The following is a 13,713-nucleotide window of genomic DNA, read 5'->3' as shown; positions in this document are numbered from 1 at the left end:
TCTATCCCCTATATTCATTTTTCAATATACTATACATAAAACTATCTCTATATCGCCCACGTATTATTTTATCCTGACGCATTAATCCTTCTCTTTGGAGCCCTGTTTTCTCTAGAACACGAATCGAACCTGTATTTTTAATATCTGTTACTGCATAAATTCTATTTAACCCCTGATCGTTAAAACCATATTGAACTAAATATTTCGCAGCATGTGTCGCAAAACCATTCCCCCAATAATCTGGATGAATCATATATCCAATCTCACCTTTTTGATGTTTATGATTTAATGTGATTCTGCAAATTCCAATTAATTTATTTGAATCTTTATCTTCAATTACTCGATAATGCATCTTATCAGAGAGTGATAGCATTTGATGGATATACGCCTCGGTATCTTCCATGGTTTCTATAACCCATGATTGATAACGTGATACATCATCATTCGTTAATAGATTAAAAATTGCTTCTTTATCTTCTATGAATAATGGTCTGTATGCAAAGTTCATAAATACTCCTTTATTTTTGTATTTGATATACTATCTTTCTTAAAAGTTTAATTGTTTTATCAATCTCTAATTCATCGAGATAAGCATAAGATAGGCGCAATGCATATTTTTGCTTTTCATCATATATTTCACCAGGATGTATCAGTATATTATTTTCAATACTAGTTTCAAATAATTTATTCATATTTATTTTTTCTTTGAATTTTAACCATATATAGAACGAGCCTTGTGGTTCATTCCATATTGCAATATCTGAAAAATATCTATCTAGTGATTGAAGCATTATTTTACTTTTATGATTTAACTTTTTTATTAATTGTTTAATATGTTCGTCATGATGATATTGTAGCCACTTAGAAGCAACATACTGAGCTATGGAACTTGCTCCATAATCTGATTGCATTTTTAACTCTGCTAAATGTTTTACTACATTATGATTTGCAATTACCCATCCGATACGTAAACCGGGACTCACAGTTTTAGACAAACTTCCTAAATAAATAATATTATTATTTAAATCGTACGATTTCATAGGTAATGGTGGTTCATTATCAAACCAAATCTCACTATAAATATCGTCCTCTATGATTGGTAGCCCTAAATCATTACTTTCTTTAATAAGTCGTTCCATTACTTCTTTTGAATAAGTATGACCAGTTGGATTATGTAAAATTGGATTCAAGTATAACAAACTATTAGATTGATATTTATCTTCTATCATCAGTTTTCTTTCTATTTGATTTATATCAATTGGTATTATCGTTGAAGAATAATTTTTCCACGTTTTCACAGAATGCATAAATGAAGGTGACTCAATATATAATTTTGAAGAAGGTAATAAAAAACCTTCTGCAATTAATTTTAGTCCTTGAAGTGCGCCTGATGTAACACATATTTCATTTATTTCACATTTGATTCCTCTTTTAAGTACATGCTTTTGAATTGCTTTTCGTAAATGAATATTTCCAAGTGGTTCTTCATAATTTGATGTGAAAGGATGTAAAGAATCATCTTCCATAATCTCTTTAAATATATTTATTGGAACTAAATCCGGTGATAATTCACCAGTACCCAGTCTAACTATATTTTCATCAAATTCGAGTTCATTGATTCGTTTTATATAATATTGATTTTGTTTTTCTAAATGTGGTTGAATACGATTCTTCCATTTTACATGGTTATGGACCATTACATTTAATGAATCACTAACAAATATTCCTTTCTTTTCTATCGTTGTTATAACACCAAACGATTTCAGTTTATCCATCACATCCACTATTGTTGAACGATTAACATTAAAACGTTGTGATAAAGCCCTTTGGGATGGTAATTTATCACCGACTTCATAAATTCCTTTATTAATTTCATCTACAATGATATTTATTATTTCATCTGTCTTCTTCAATTAATCACCTCTGGTTGATTTAAAAATATCAATCTGGTTGGTTATTAAAATAATAATATAATTTAAAATTTAAGTAAAATAACAATTAACTAACTATATTGGTTGGTTTGAAAGGAGAAACAATGTTACAAGCAATTTTTCATGGCATTCTACTCGCCTTCGGATTAATTCTTCCGTTAGGTGCACAAAATGTCTTTGTATTTAATCAAGGTGCGAACCATAAAAGTTTGAAGAAATCTTTACCTGTTATCATCACGGCAAGTTTATGTGATACCTTATTAATTTTGTTAGCAGTGCTTGGTGTTACTTTATTCTTAAATGCATTTCCTACTTTGAAGCTCATCATTTATATCATCGGATTATTATTCCTATTATATATGGCATATTCAATATGGAATGAAAGGCCAGCAAATCAAGATAAGTCAGATGCAATGTCAGCGAAAAAACAAATTGGATTTGCAATGAGTGTGTCCTTACTAAATCCACATGCGATAATGGATACAATTGGTGTCATTGGTACAAGTGCAACTGCATATGTTGGTCATAACAGAATCGCATTTACAATAGCCTGTATCGTAGTATCCTGGTTATGGTTCATGTCACTTGCCTATACCGGAAAAATTATTGGATCTATTGATAAGCAAGGTAATATTATTGTAATCCTTAATAAAGTTTCAGCGATTATTATCCTAATCGTTGTTTGTATTATTATTAAAAATATCATCGATATGTTTTGATTTATACTAATTTTGTAAATAGTGTATAATCATTGTAAGAGGTGATTATATGCAATTGAAATGGATAAGTATATTTTTTACATCAACTAGTTTAATCGCTTTCGCCCTATCCTTTATACTTCCATACGATATAATGAGCGATTATGATACTCAAGGTATTTGTATGAATATCTTTATGTTATCAGGATTCATCGGATTTATATTATCTATTATTTCAAAAGCAAAACATCAAATACTTTTATTGTTATTTAGTCTTGTTCCAATATTATTAATGGGCGCACTTTTACTTTTAGCCTACTACATTTCAGGGTGGTAAGATGATGAAAAGAAGAATCATTTCAAACATATTTATCTTTTGCGTTGTCGCATATTTTATCTGGCTCATTTCTAGACCTGAGTTGTACTTAAGTGACATATCAATGCATGCTAAGAATCCATTATCGATTTCATGGCACTATTTTACAATTGATACGAATATTATTGGAAAAAATCATAGCGAAGATGATTATATAATATCATTGTATCCATTTTACTTGATGTTATTTTTAGCTTTTATAATAAGGTTCATACCTTTAAAGAAAAACTACAAGGAGTGACATTATGATATTCATTATTCTTTTATTTGCGCTTATAGGCATTTACATGTTAACAGGTCGTGGCAGCTTTTTAATTGCAGGTTATAATTTAATGAGTGAAGCGGATAAAGCGAAGTATAATAAGAAACGCTTATGTCAGTTTGTTGGTGTATTGCTACTTTTCACTGCCTGTTTTATCACTTTGATGGAGTATACAGATTTAGGTGAACATATTTTAATGATATCTTTCATTCTTATTATCTTTGTATCGTTACTGTTAATGAATTTTTCAAAGGTATTCAGATCAGACCGTTAGGAGTGTTTATATGAAATTGTTTGGTGATTTAAAATGTATTAACTGCGGTAAACTTATTGAAAAAAACGAAGTATTTTATCCTGAAATTAAAAATACAGGTCTTAATGGTATCACCAATTTAAAAAGCTGGTTAAGCCAACATAAAATCTATTGTTCATCTTGTTTTAAAAACTGATTAATCTAAACTGCTTATTAAGGCAGTTTTTTTATTTTTCATTATGTTATAATGATTTAAATTTGTTTTGTGGGAGGATATATATGAAACGTTTCTCACCGATTATCTTAGCTTTACTTGCAGCAACATTCATTGCACGGTTTAGTATGCTGATGGTTATGCCGTTCTTATCTATCTATTTAATCAATACATATCATTATTCAGGTTTTCAGATTGGAATCATTTTATCAGTGGCAGGTATCGTAGCGATTATATTAAGCATGACGTCAGGTAGTGTCATAGACCGCTTCAATAAAAGACACGTCATATATTTCGGTCTCCTTATCGGTATACTGAGTTATCTCTCATTTCCAATGATACATAGCTTTCCTGGTTTCATTCTTTTCTCTATTACTTCCACTATCGGTAATACACTAGTTGAACCAACATATCGTGTACTCATTACACAATTTACTGCAGATGAGCACAAGAAACTGATATTCAATATCAGATATTATTTAATCAACGTTGCTGCTGCAATGGGTCCTTATATTTCAAGTCAAATTCAGTGGGTGGGTATTGAAAAGCTTTTCTATATCGTGGTAGCTGCTTTACTGATTAATTTAGTCATGTTTATTGTTATCTTCAATAAATATGATATCGATCTTAAAAATAAACAATCCATGACACATATCCCTTTCTTCAATATGATGTTTATCTTCAAACAGGATAAAGCTTTCCTGTATTTAATACTCGGTAATATATTTATCGTTTTTGGTTATACGCAGATGATGACGTCACTGAGCATCTATTTAAGTAAGATCTATCCTTATGCAACTGCCATTCATCATTATGCAATGCTTACATTAGTCAATGCGATTGCTGTTATCTGTCTACAGATTGTCGTCTATAAAATTGGACAGCATATTAAGACAAGTACTTCGATCATCATTGGAGCAATATTATTACCTTTAGGTTTGATGCTTGTTGGTATCTCTCCTGAATTATTTAATCTTTGTATCGCAATGTTTATTCTGACGATCGGAGAAATCTTTGTCTTCACGATGTGGGATTTGAGAATTGATGAGCTTTCACCTCCATCAATGAAAGGTTCATATTATGCGTTAACAGGACTTACTGGTATATCACGTATCATTGCACCACTTGTCGGAGGTTTATTAATCGATAATTTATCTAACGGTTTTCTTATCTGGTTGATTTTAGGCGGTGTTACGTATTTATCTGTAATCTTCTTTATCAAGAGTGCAAAAATAACACCTGTAAAATTATAGTTTACAGGTGTTATTTTTATTAAATATCTTTTTAATGACAGTTTAAATTAATTCACTCACGATGCAGAAGTATTTATCACTGTATGGAATAAACATCTGCTTTGTAATTTCAAATTTTTCATCGTCTTTGAATGTCTTTCCCGATAAAACCTTCTGTTTATTTTGGAGTAATGATTTAAAGTCCAGGATATTCATCAAAATTAAATCCTCAACCTCGTAATCATCTATGACAATCTTATCCAATAGTTCACGTGAGATTTCACAAGTGAATATATTGATAAATTCCTTATCCATTATACCTTCATTATCAATACTTTCAGGAATGACACATAGCATTTTTAAATCATCAAATGATACATCTATTCCTAACTCTTCTTTAATTTCTCGCACACAATCTGCCATCGTCTCATCATGACGAATATGCCCACCGATTGAAACGTCTAACATACCAGTATAATCACTTAATTCCTGACTGCGTTTTTGTAAAATAACGAAGTCTTTATAAGTGAAGATACATTGAAAAGTCTCATGCCATTCTTCATTTCGATGCGCCTCTTCATAAGTCATAACCCCTTTTGAAGTATAGTTGCTATTAAAAATATTAATTTTTTCCATTATAAAATCCCCTTATCCCTTATAAATTTTAATTAATATTTAAACTATCCAAAAATTTTGAAACAAGCTACTTTTTCAGAATTTTTAGTCATTTATATTATACATTAAATTATAAAAAAATAGACCTCTTTTAGAGATCTATTAAATATTTCTTTTTATTTTATTGAAACGCTACAAACACTATTTATAAAAGTACCTTTATTAATCATTTCTATCGTTATATGTGAATTCGCTTCAGCTAGAGCTTGAGGTATGCTTTGTTCTGTCCAAAAATAATACGAAAATGTCGTAAAATAATCGAAAGAAACATCCCCCATAACTTCTCCTACTTCTTCATCCATTAAATAAAAGAACATCTTATTCTTGAGTGATATATTGAATAACAGCTTTATTTACTGCTTCTAACCTGTATTTTATTGACATTGCGATGCTTCTTATCTTCAATTAATACTATTTTATCAATAAGCAATTTATTAATAAATAATAGATTAAGGAAAAAATCACTTTGCACTCATAACATCTAAACGTTGATAAACATACTGACAAATAAACAACATATAGATTATTGCAAATAATGGCGAATAGAATGTCCACCAAGCAACTTGTAAATCATAGAAATGAAATCCAAGTAAACTGCTTAGTTCTGGTATCGTTGGTTGCTCATTAATTAAACAACCTGGTCCATAACATACATCTGTTCCTCCAAAGAATATTTTAAAAAATGCGAGGTGTGATATGACTACTAGCGTCTGAAACATAATTCTAAAAAATACAATGACATATTGTATCAGCATATTTGGTAATAAATGCTTTAAAAAGATATAAACTTTAGATGGACTCATTGTCTTCGCACTACTGATAAATTCTTTTTCTAATATCATTTGTGTTGCTGATCTCACTAATACTATCGTTGTTGGTAACATGAGTATAATTAGAATAATTAAATTAAATATTATTCGAAAACTTTGTGTTGTCGTAAATTGATCGATTGGTTCATAAAGTATAGGTTTTAGTAATAAATAACCTAATATCGACTGTGGTATATAAAAAAACGGATGCATGAATTGATCAATTAACGCCAATTTACTTTTCTTAAAGGCTAAATAAGTTCCTATGATGATCGCTATGATGAGTGTCATTAAAGCAACAACGATAAGTAGTGTCAATGTGATTCTGTACCCAGATAATACTTCATAAGCCATATGTCTAGAGTTCCTATCAACGCCAAATATATAATCTTTTCCGGGCGGAAATGGTGAACTCGCCAACATATTCCCATCTTTATCATATAAGAAATTGGTCTTTTTCACCTTCCCCTTTAATATATCAAAGTAAATAAATCCAATAATCGCAGGAATGATGAGCAAACAAATAGAAAGATAAATGCGTTTCATTATGATATGCTCCTTCCGGTTGTTTGTTTAGTATATAATTCAGCAAAGAAAAATAATAATCGAATTGGAATATACATCAATAGAAATGAGATAAACAAGACAATTGGTGTATTATAATCAAATATAAATACAGAAATTCCAAATACATTTAATAATCGTTCTAAAAATAATAAACTTGATAAAGTCATCCAGACAATTTGTTTAAAGTTAATAAAATAGCCTGTTAGTATATTCTTTAAAATGTGACGATAAAAAATTTCTTTGTTATTTAAACCCTTACTTCTTGCAAAAGATACATAGCTTTCTTCCCTTTCTGCAATTAATAATTGATTAATGACAGTAATACTATTTGTTATAGGGATAATTAGCAGTAATAAAATCGGGAATATAACAGCGTTTTGTTCATGACTTGATGCAACATCAAATATCAACACTTGTGTTTTAAGATAAATGAATATAATAATTGAAATAAATACAGGGATATAAAAAATATCAGGCACAATACTTAATACGCGGTTAATATGCATTACAATGCTGTGAAACACTTGAGATTGATACATCAAGAATGCGATTATTAATGAGAATAATAAAGAGATAATAAGCGCACTAAATAATATCGTCATTGAATTTACCCAAGGTTCAATAATAAAAGGGAAAATATCATGCTTGACACCTGACTTTAAATTCTCAAATACGATTGTATTAGGTTGTATTAATGAATGAAACGTGTCTTTAATTGCAATGAATAAATTAGGAACATCTATTCTTTGATCGTGAAAAAGTGATGGTAAACAAGCAATAAAAAAGAGCATGAGAATGGTGATGGAAATATTTATTATGTTTTTCATATATACTCCTTTTTCAGAATTTTTAGTTATTTATATTATATATGAAAAAAAAAAAATAGACCTCTTTTAGAGATCTATATATTTTTTTTATATTTCTAAATGTTCTCTCAATGTGAAAGTATGATAATCCTCTCTGAACAAAGCTCTTGATTGTAATTCTGGTATGATGAGTTCAACAAAATCATCCAAACTATTAGGTAAAGTTGGTGGCATGAAATTAAATCCGTCTGCTACACCTTCTTTCAACCATTTTTCCAATTCATCTACTATCATTTCCGGCGTACCGATTAAAGTCAAATGTCCACCACCTGCTGCTAAATATCCTAAAAGTTCTCTTACCGTTGGATCTTTATCTTTGATAATTTCAAGTACTGTTTCATATCTTCCTTTCGCTCCAGTAAACGATGCTAAAGGTGGTAAGTCAGGTACTTTCGCATCTAAATCCCATCCTGAAGTGTCCTGATGAATAAAAAATTCCAGCATTTTTAATGAACTTACAATATCCAGCATATTATCTAAGGCTTGTTTCTTTGCATAAGCTTCTTCTTCAGTTTCAGCAACGTATGTAACTAAACCTGGTAGAACTTTAATTTTATTCTTTCTTCCTTCTTTTTCATCCCATGATTCAAATAATTTATCTATTATTGTTCCAAATTCTCTAGCTTTTTCATATCTTTGTGCATGAGCAGGTAAATACTCCATACTATGATTTTTTGCTTCTTCATCTGTCATGGAAGTAACCAGATTCCACCCCATACGACCTTTCGATATATGCTGTAAAGATTGAATTTGTCTGGCTACATGATATGGATTCATAAATGTTCCTGATATCGTACATACTAAACCAACATTGTTAGTTACTTGTGATATTGCTGAAAGTTTTACGATTGGATCTAGCCACATCGCTGGCATTACATTTTCATGTGTTGCATTAAATGCTTGATTATCAGCAAAGAAAATCATATCAAACTTTCCACGTTCACAAGTTTGAGCAAGAGATTGATAATAACTGATATCACCTAAACGATGTATTTGAGAATCATGTGCTTTCCATGCCGCCAAATGATGTCCTACACCATAAATCAATATGCCGATATGCATATTTAACATTTAAAACTCCCCCTAGTTCATCGTTAACCCACCATCAACAGTGATATTTTGACCTGTAATTCCTTTCGCTCTATCAGACGCTAAGTAGACAACCATATTTGCAACATCTTGAGGTGTTGTAACTTTTCTAAGTGGTGTAGAATTAGCGATTAATTCAAATACTTCATCTGTCGTTACACTAGAAGCATCAGTTGTTTTCAGTAAACCACCGGAAATCATATTTGCACGAATGCCATATTGTCCTAATTCACTTGCGATATTGCGCATCATCCCTAGTAAACCTGCTTTAGCAGTCGTATATTCATGATAAGGTACAACCGGATTTTGGAATAAATTTGTACCAATACTGATAATCGTTCCATCTCTTTGCTCAATAAAACCATCGATTACACTTTGACTTATGTTGAATGCAGCTTTCATCGTTCCATCAATTTGTTGTTGATAATCTTCCCACGATAAATCTTTAAATGACTTTTGTGCTACTGGATCAAACTTAAATCCAACAAGTGCATTATTTACAACTACGTCAATTTTGCCAAACTTCTCTATCCCTGCTTTCACCATTGCATCTACTTCTGCACGTTTTGTAACGTCAGCATTAAAAGCTAACGCTTTATCTTCTCCAAATGATGCTACTAATGAATTTGCAGCATCTTCACTTTGAAAATAATTAATAATCACATTATAACCTTCAGCATTGAGACCTTTCACGATTGCTTCTCCTAAACCTCTAGCTCCGCCAGTAACCATTACAGTTTTCAACAAATATTCTCCTCTATGATTTTATTCATAAAAAATACACCTTTCCTGATAGAAAGGTGCATGAAAAAGACATAATAAATAGACCAGTTCATTAGCACACTTCCCTACGCTAGTTTGAACTAGATCAGGTTCAAAGGGTCTGAGGACTACCTCATCTCAATTTATCGTTAAATGCCCCTAGTGTATTTCTTAAGTTGACTTCAATATACAAATAATTGTATGTTTTGTCAATACATGATGATTATTATGTTGTTTATATTTAATATATTATTAAATATACTTTTCTAATACTAATTCATCTAATATTTGGATTCCATTCTCAGCAACCATTGGTATTTGTGGTTTAATTAGTCTCGCTTCGTTTACGGCATCGGGAATTATTCCTTTTATTCTGTACCCCAATTTTTGATAGAACTTCAATGCATTCATATTATCATTAGTTGTTATTACCCTAAAATTAAACATACAATTTTTATACGCTAATCGTTCCATGAAAGTCATTAATTGTGTACCGATACCTCTATTTTCAATTACAATATCCAAAGAAATGATTTCGATCGTTTTATCCATAATAATATATGTTAATAGCCCAGTAATCTTTTCATCTTCCAAATAAATTAGACCAGGTAAATCAGCACAATTATATCTCCCAGATGAAACAATCATTTCTGAAGATCTCCAATGTTCATTAAAGAATTCAATAACCAATGCTCTATTCTGTTTGTTAATAGCTTCAATCATAAATTACTTCCTATTTTTTGAATTTGTATAAAGATAATTTATCACTAATTTCTGCTTCACCGTACTTTTCAAATCCTAATTTTTCATAAAATTGATGATTTAACACATTACCATGCGGTGTATACACCGTCCATTGCGGAACATCTTGATAAAGATTAAAGATTCTATTAATTGCAGCCGTACCATAACCTGAACCTTGTATTTCAGGATCTATAAATAATTTATAAATATGAATTCTCTCTTTCGGAACTACTTTTAAAACAACAGCACCGACTATTTTTTCTTTATCGTAAATCGTATAAAATTCATCGTTCTTAATGCTATACAATAATATTTGTTCAGTTTCACAATACGGGTTCGTTTCATGATCCTGGTATTTATCAAAATCATTTATAAATGCTCTCTTTTGAATATTTAATAATAAATCTACTTCTGTATGCTTTGTTCGCTCCAGCCTAACCATATAAATCATCCTTTCTTAAGTAATATAGCATAAATTATTAGAATATTCCCATAAATCATTTGCGATTTTTTATATTTAGGGTTAAAATAAATTAACCGGTTTATTTCAACTAACTTAGGAGGCAGCTATGACACAATTTCAAGTTAATACGTTCGAACAATTAAAATGTATTTCAGATGAGTTACGTATGAGAATTTCTATTTTATTGATTGAAAAAGAAATGACAGTTACTGATATATCTAAACAGTTAAATATTCCTAAAGCAAAAATCTTTTATCACATGAAAGAATTAGAGAAACACAACATGATTGAAATGACACAACAAATTCCTGAAGGCAGCAACATACTAAAATATTACCGAGCCACACACAACGGATTTAATGTCAATCCTGCATTAATTAATAGCGATAATATACATCCATCCAAAAAAATCATAACAGAACAACTAAATAGAACGGTTCAAGTATTAAATCAATTTGGAATAATTGAAGATAATCAATATGTTATCTCAACTACACAGCAAATTAGAATTGATAAAAGTAACGTTACAGCATTTAAGGATGCATTTAATCTCTTGGTTAAAAAATACAGTAAACCAATTGATAATGAGGATAAACTGGAGGGAAAAGAAGAAAATTTATCAAAAAACTATTATATTAATCTCACAGCATTTGAAATAACGAAAGATATATTTGAATAAAATGAGGTGATTCAATGACTTTAAGTCCTTTTCATCGATTATTAATAGGACGAATTTTTACAAATGCAGCAGATAGTATATATTTTATTATTTCATCACTTTATATATTTGAAATTACACAAAGTCCATTGATATCAGGTTTTACAACATCTGCAATGTTAGCGGTGAAATTCATTCAATTATTATATGGACCAATAATAGATCACTTTAATGTAAAAAGAATATTAATTTTCTCTCAGTGTTCACAATCAATCTTAATGATGATATTAGGTATTTTTGTGATGAATCAGAACAATCACTGGCTATTAATCATTACATTAGTAGTTCTTTCAATGTTATGTGGTGAAATATCATATCCAATTAGTAATAAACTCGTACCACAATTGTTATCTAAAGAAGAATTGGTAAAAGGAAATGCACAGATGACGTTTGCGAATAATACCTTAGATATCGTTTTAAATACTGTAATAGCTGGGTTGTTTATCACAATGAGTGCTGATATCTTCTATTTGATTAGTGCCATGTTATTCTTATTTGCTGCACTTTCATATTTTCAGATACCAATGGTTAAACAAACAAAAATATATGATAATACAAAGTTTAATTATTTCAAATCATTACGCTCTGGCATTAGAATAGTAACATCATCATTCATTTGGATATTTATTATTGGTGCTTTTTCTGTGAATATTGGTATTGGTATCGTTTACGGTGCGTTACCAACATTAGCTCATGAAATTGAAGATCCAGTCTATTATGGTCTATTTTTAGCAACAATGAGTATTGGTATGATACTCTCAACTTTTATAACAGGTCAATTTAAGTCTAAACCACTCGGGAAATTAATGATATTTCTATTTGTAACAGCTGGGTTAACTATACTGACCGGATTATTCATTTCTTTACCTTTTTATTTAATTTTTTACTGTATAAGTTGGATTATTGTTGGCATTGCTAATATTTTACTCGTTTCTGTTAACCAAAGTATTATTCCGAATGAATATTTAGCGAGAGTTAGTTCTGTCTCTAATAGTGTAGGTATATTAGGTTTACCCTTAGGTTCCATACTTGCTGGTATACTATTGGAGTATGTAAGTGCTATACAACTTATTTCATTGTCTGGCACATGTTATTTTGCACTTTCATTACTCTGGTTATTGATTCCAACACTTCGCAATCAGAAAGAAATAAAGTATATTGCGAGTACTGACTTTGGGATAAATATAACAAAATAACCAGAACATCAGTTCTGATTATTTTATTTACTCTTTATAATAGTATTTGTAGATAAGTTTATAGTGGTGGCTAGCCCTAGGAGGTGATGCCTTTGATTTTGTTTATTAGGTGTTTCTCCTGGAAAGGAAAGCATGACTGATTTTGACTTATTGAGTATAATGTTGATGATGTTTGCAATCATTATACCGCTCATTATTAGACTAAATGACAAAGACAAAAAATAACCACTCATAAGCTTGACAGAGCTGAGTGGTTATTGAGTAAAAAAATAACATTGGCTAGTCACCGTATAAACGGATCTACAGGAGGAGTGTTACCGCGCTCCTCTTTTCATTTACATTTTACAATGGATAGCTTATAAATACAAATATATTATAATACTCTTGAGTACTGCAATACTTCATTATCTACTGACATACCCATTTTTTCATATAACCCTTGTACTTTCACGTTATCTACACCAGTTTATAAACATACATATCTTGCATTATTTTCTTTTACGTATTCTAATGATTTTTCAATTAATTTCTTACCTGCTCCACTTGAACGATTATTTGATTGCACAAATAAAATCATTATTATTTTATCAAAAATTATGGAAGTGAGTTGCATTTTTATACCTTAATAATAGTAAACAGATAATACGTTATATATGCATAAAGTAATACTAAATCTTAAAAGGATATTATATTTGGTTCTGTTGCAAAGTAAAAAAATATAGCTAACCACTAATTTATCATGTCAGTGTTCGCTTAACTTGCTAGCATGATGCTAATTTCGTGGCATGGCGAAAATCCGTAGATCTGAAGAGACCTGCGGTTCTTTTTATATAGAGCGTAAATACATTCAATACCTTT

Annotated in this window: 18 protein-coding genes, 1 pseudogene and 1 riboswitch; of the genes and pseudogenes, 7 read left to right on the top strand and 12 right to left on the bottom strand. The window is 30.2% G+C overall.

From position 1 onward, the window contains the following. Position 1: 1 nt before the first annotated feature. Together BHX94_RS08710 and BHX94_RS08705 are read right to left on the bottom strand one after the other, a co-directional pair. Complete coding sequence (locus BHX94_RS08710; RefSeq protein ID WP_111745942.1) at positions 2–508, bottom strand: GNAT family N-acetyltransferase; 507 nt, start codon at positions 506–508, stop codon at positions 2–4. Between the two features lie 10 nt (positions 509–518). Continuing rightward, a complete protein-coding gene (locus BHX94_RS08705; RefSeq protein WP_111745940.1) occupies positions 519–1,913 on the bottom strand; it encodes an aminotransferase-like domain-containing protein in 1,395 nt (464 codons plus the stop codon). Between the two features lie 122 nt (positions 1,914–2,035). Between BHX94_RS08705 and BHX94_RS08700 the strand changes: the two genes are divergently transcribed. From BHX94_RS08700 to BHX94_RS08685, 5 genes are all read left to right on the top strand, one after another. After that, positions 2,036–2,650 carry a LysE/ArgO family amino acid transporter gene (locus BHX94_RS08700; protein WP_111745938.1) on the top strand — a complete coding sequence of 205 codons (615 nt, stop codon included), beginning with the start codon at positions 2,036–2,038 and terminating at the stop codon, positions 2,648–2,650. Positions 2,651–2,699: 49 nt separating this feature from the next. Next, positions 2,700–2,966, top strand: a complete 267-nt coding sequence (locus tag BHX94_RS08695; RefSeq protein WP_111745937.1) for a hypothetical protein — start codon at positions 2,700–2,702, stop codon at positions 2,964–2,966. A gap of 284 nt (positions 2,967–3,250) precedes the next feature. Then, positions 3,251–3,541 (top strand): DUF3784 domain-containing protein, encoded by a 291-nt coding sequence (locus tag BHX94_RS08690; protein ID WP_096076792.1) that lies wholly within the window; start codon positions 3,251–3,253, stop codon positions 3,539–3,541. 10 nt (positions 3,542–3,551) lie between these two features. Then, positions 3,552–3,716, top strand: a complete 165-nt coding sequence (locus tag BHX94_RS12865) for a hypothetical protein (RefSeq protein ID WP_170120812.1) — start codon at positions 3,552–3,554, stop codon at positions 3,714–3,716. A gap of 83 nt (positions 3,717–3,799) precedes the next feature. Then, positions 3,800–4,987, top strand: a complete 1,188-nt coding sequence (locus BHX94_RS08685) for an MFS transporter (RefSeq protein ID WP_111745935.1) — start codon at positions 3,800–3,802, stop codon at positions 4,985–4,987. Positions 4,988–5,029: 42 nt separating this feature from the next. On the opposite strand, the gene BHX94_RS08680 is transcribed toward BHX94_RS08685, so the two are convergent. The 8 genes from BHX94_RS08680 to BHX94_RS08650 form a co-directional block, all read right to left on the bottom strand. After that, entirely contained in the window at positions 5,030–5,602 is a 573-nt protein-coding gene (locus BHX94_RS08680; RefSeq protein WP_111745933.1) for an NUDIX hydrolase, read from the bottom strand. Positions 5,603–5,757: 155 nt separating this feature from the next. Beyond that, complete coding sequence (locus BHX94_RS12705) at positions 5,758–5,943, bottom strand: hypothetical protein (RefSeq protein WP_146606917.1); 186 nt, start codon at positions 5,941–5,943, stop codon at positions 5,758–5,760. Between the two features lie 159 nt (positions 5,944–6,102). Then, the gene (locus BHX94_RS08675; protein ID WP_111745931.1) at positions 6,103–6,996 is read right to left on the bottom strand and encodes an ABC transporter permease subunit; all 894 of its coding nucleotides are present in this window, start codon (positions 6,994–6,996) and stop codon (positions 6,103–6,105) included. Continuing rightward, the gene (locus BHX94_RS08670; RefSeq protein WP_111745929.1) at positions 6,996–7,844 is read right to left on the bottom strand and encodes an ABC transporter permease subunit; all 849 of its coding nucleotides are present in this window, start codon (positions 7,842–7,844) and stop codon (positions 6,996–6,998) included. Before BHX94_RS08670 ends, BHX94_RS08675 begins: the two co-directional genes overlap by 1 nt. A gap of 87 nt (positions 7,845–7,931) precedes the next feature. Then, positions 7,932–8,954 (bottom strand): LLM class flavin-dependent oxidoreductase, encoded by a 1,023-nt coding sequence (locus BHX94_RS08665; protein ID WP_111745927.1) that lies wholly within the window; start codon positions 8,952–8,954, stop codon positions 7,932–7,934. Between the two features lie 12 nt (positions 8,955–8,966). Beyond that, a complete protein-coding gene (locus BHX94_RS08660; RefSeq protein ID WP_111745925.1) occupies positions 8,967–9,719 on the bottom strand; it encodes a 3-oxoacyl-ACP reductase in 753 nt (250 codons plus the stop codon). A gap of 81 nt (positions 9,720–9,800) precedes the next feature. Next, positions 9,801–9,905, bottom strand: a riboswitch (TPP riboswitch). A gap of 81 nt (positions 9,906–9,986) precedes the next feature. After that, complete coding sequence (locus BHX94_RS08655; RefSeq protein WP_111745923.1) at positions 9,987–10,457, bottom strand: GNAT family N-acetyltransferase; 471 nt, start codon at positions 10,455–10,457, stop codon at positions 9,987–9,989. 10 nt (positions 10,458–10,467) lie between these two features. Next, positions 10,468–10,920, bottom strand: coding sequence for a GNAT family N-acetyltransferase (locus BHX94_RS08650; protein ID WP_170120811.1), 453 nt, complete (start codon positions 10,918–10,920; stop codon positions 10,468–10,470). A gap of 127 nt (positions 10,921–11,047) precedes the next feature. On the opposite strand from BHX94_RS08650, the gene BHX94_RS08645 reads away from it, so the two are divergent. Together BHX94_RS08645 and BHX94_RS08640 are read left to right on the top strand one after the other, a co-directional pair. Next, positions 11,048–11,620 (top strand): ArsR/SmtB family transcription factor, encoded by a 573-nt coding sequence (locus BHX94_RS08645; protein WP_111745919.1) that lies wholly within the window; start codon positions 11,048–11,050, stop codon positions 11,618–11,620. Positions 11,621–11,634: 14 nt separating this feature from the next. Next, positions 11,635–12,855, top strand: a complete 1,221-nt coding sequence (locus BHX94_RS08640; protein WP_111745918.1) for an MFS transporter — start codon at positions 11,635–11,637, stop codon at positions 12,853–12,855. Positions 12,856–13,321: 466 nt separating this feature from the next. Here the strand turns inward: BHX94_RS08640 and BHX94_RS12700 are convergent, their stop codons facing one another. Both BHX94_RS12700 and BHX94_RS08635 read right to left on the bottom strand, forming a co-directional pair. After that, positions 13,322–13,432 (bottom strand): GNAT family N-acetyltransferase, encoded by a 111-nt coding sequence (locus BHX94_RS12700; RefSeq protein ID WP_133353990.1) that lies wholly within the window; start codon positions 13,430–13,432, stop codon positions 13,322–13,324. Positions 13,433–13,608: 176 nt separating this feature from the next. Then, a pseudogene (locus tag BHX94_RS08635) lies at positions 13,609–13,713 on the bottom strand (IS6 family transposase); the annotation flags it as partial.

The organism is Macrococcoides bohemicum (assembly GCF_003259675.1).
Taxonomy (GTDB): Bacteria; Bacillota; Bacilli; order Staphylococcales; family Staphylococcaceae; genus Macrococcoides; species Macrococcoides bohemicum.
This window is presented reverse-complemented; position numbering and strand designations above follow the sequence as displayed.

Bases quoted from the DNA above. Each gene is read 5' to 3' on its own strand.
- BHX94_RS08710 (WP_111745942.1), bottom strand. From the start codon at position 508: ATGAACTTTGCATACAGACCATTATTCATAGAAGATAAAGAAGCAATT.
- BHX94_RS08700 (WP_111745938.1), top strand. From the start codon at position 2,036: ATGTTACAAGCAATTTTTCATGGCATTCTACTCGCCTTCGGATTAATT.
- BHX94_RS08695 (WP_111745937.1), top strand. From the start codon at position 2,700: ATGCAATTGAAATGGATAAGTATATTTTTTACATCAACTAGTTTAATC.
- BHX94_RS08690 (WP_096076792.1), top strand. From the start codon at position 3,251: ATGATATTCATTATTCTTTTATTTGCGCTTATAGGCATTTACATGTTA.
- BHX94_RS12865 (WP_170120812.1), top strand. From the start codon at position 3,552: ATGAAATTGTTTGGTGATTTAAAATGTATTAACTGCGGTAAACTTATT.
- BHX94_RS08685 (WP_111745935.1), top strand. From the start codon at position 3,800: ATGAAACGTTTCTCACCGATTATCTTAGCTTTACTTGCAGCAACATTC.
- BHX94_RS08680 (WP_111745933.1), bottom strand. From the start codon at position 5,602: ATGGAAAAAATTAATATTTTTAATAGCAACTATACTTCAAAAGGGGTT.
- BHX94_RS12705 (WP_146606917.1), bottom strand. From the start codon at position 5,943: ATGGATGAAGAAGTAGGAGAAGTTATGGGGGATGTTTCTTTCGATTAT.
- BHX94_RS08675 (WP_111745931.1), bottom strand. From the start codon at position 6,996: ATGAAACGCATTTATCTTTCTATTTGTTTGCTCATCATTCCTGCGATT.
- BHX94_RS08670 (WP_111745929.1), bottom strand. From the start codon at position 7,844: ATGAAAAACATAATAAATATTTCCATCACCATTCTCATGCTCTTTTTT.
- BHX94_RS08665 (WP_111745927.1), bottom strand. From the start codon at position 8,954: ATGTTAAATATGCATATCGGCATATTGATTTATGGTGTAGGACATCAT.
- BHX94_RS08655 (WP_111745923.1), bottom strand. From the start codon at position 10,457: ATGATTGAAGCTATTAACAAACAGAATAGAGCATTGGTTATTGAATTC.
- BHX94_RS08650 (WP_170120811.1), bottom strand. From the start codon at position 10,920: ATGGTTAGGCTGGAGCGAACAAAGCATACAGAAGTAGATTTATTATTA.
- BHX94_RS08645 (WP_111745919.1), top strand. From the start codon at position 11,048: ATGACACAATTTCAAGTTAATACGTTCGAACAATTAAAATGTATTTCA.
- BHX94_RS08640 (WP_111745918.1), top strand. From the start codon at position 11,635: ATGACTTTAAGTCCTTTTCATCGATTATTAATAGGACGAATTTTTACA.
- BHX94_RS12700 (WP_133353990.1), bottom strand. From the start codon at position 13,432: ATGATTTTATTTGTGCAATCAAATAATCGTTCAAGTGGAGCAGGTAAG.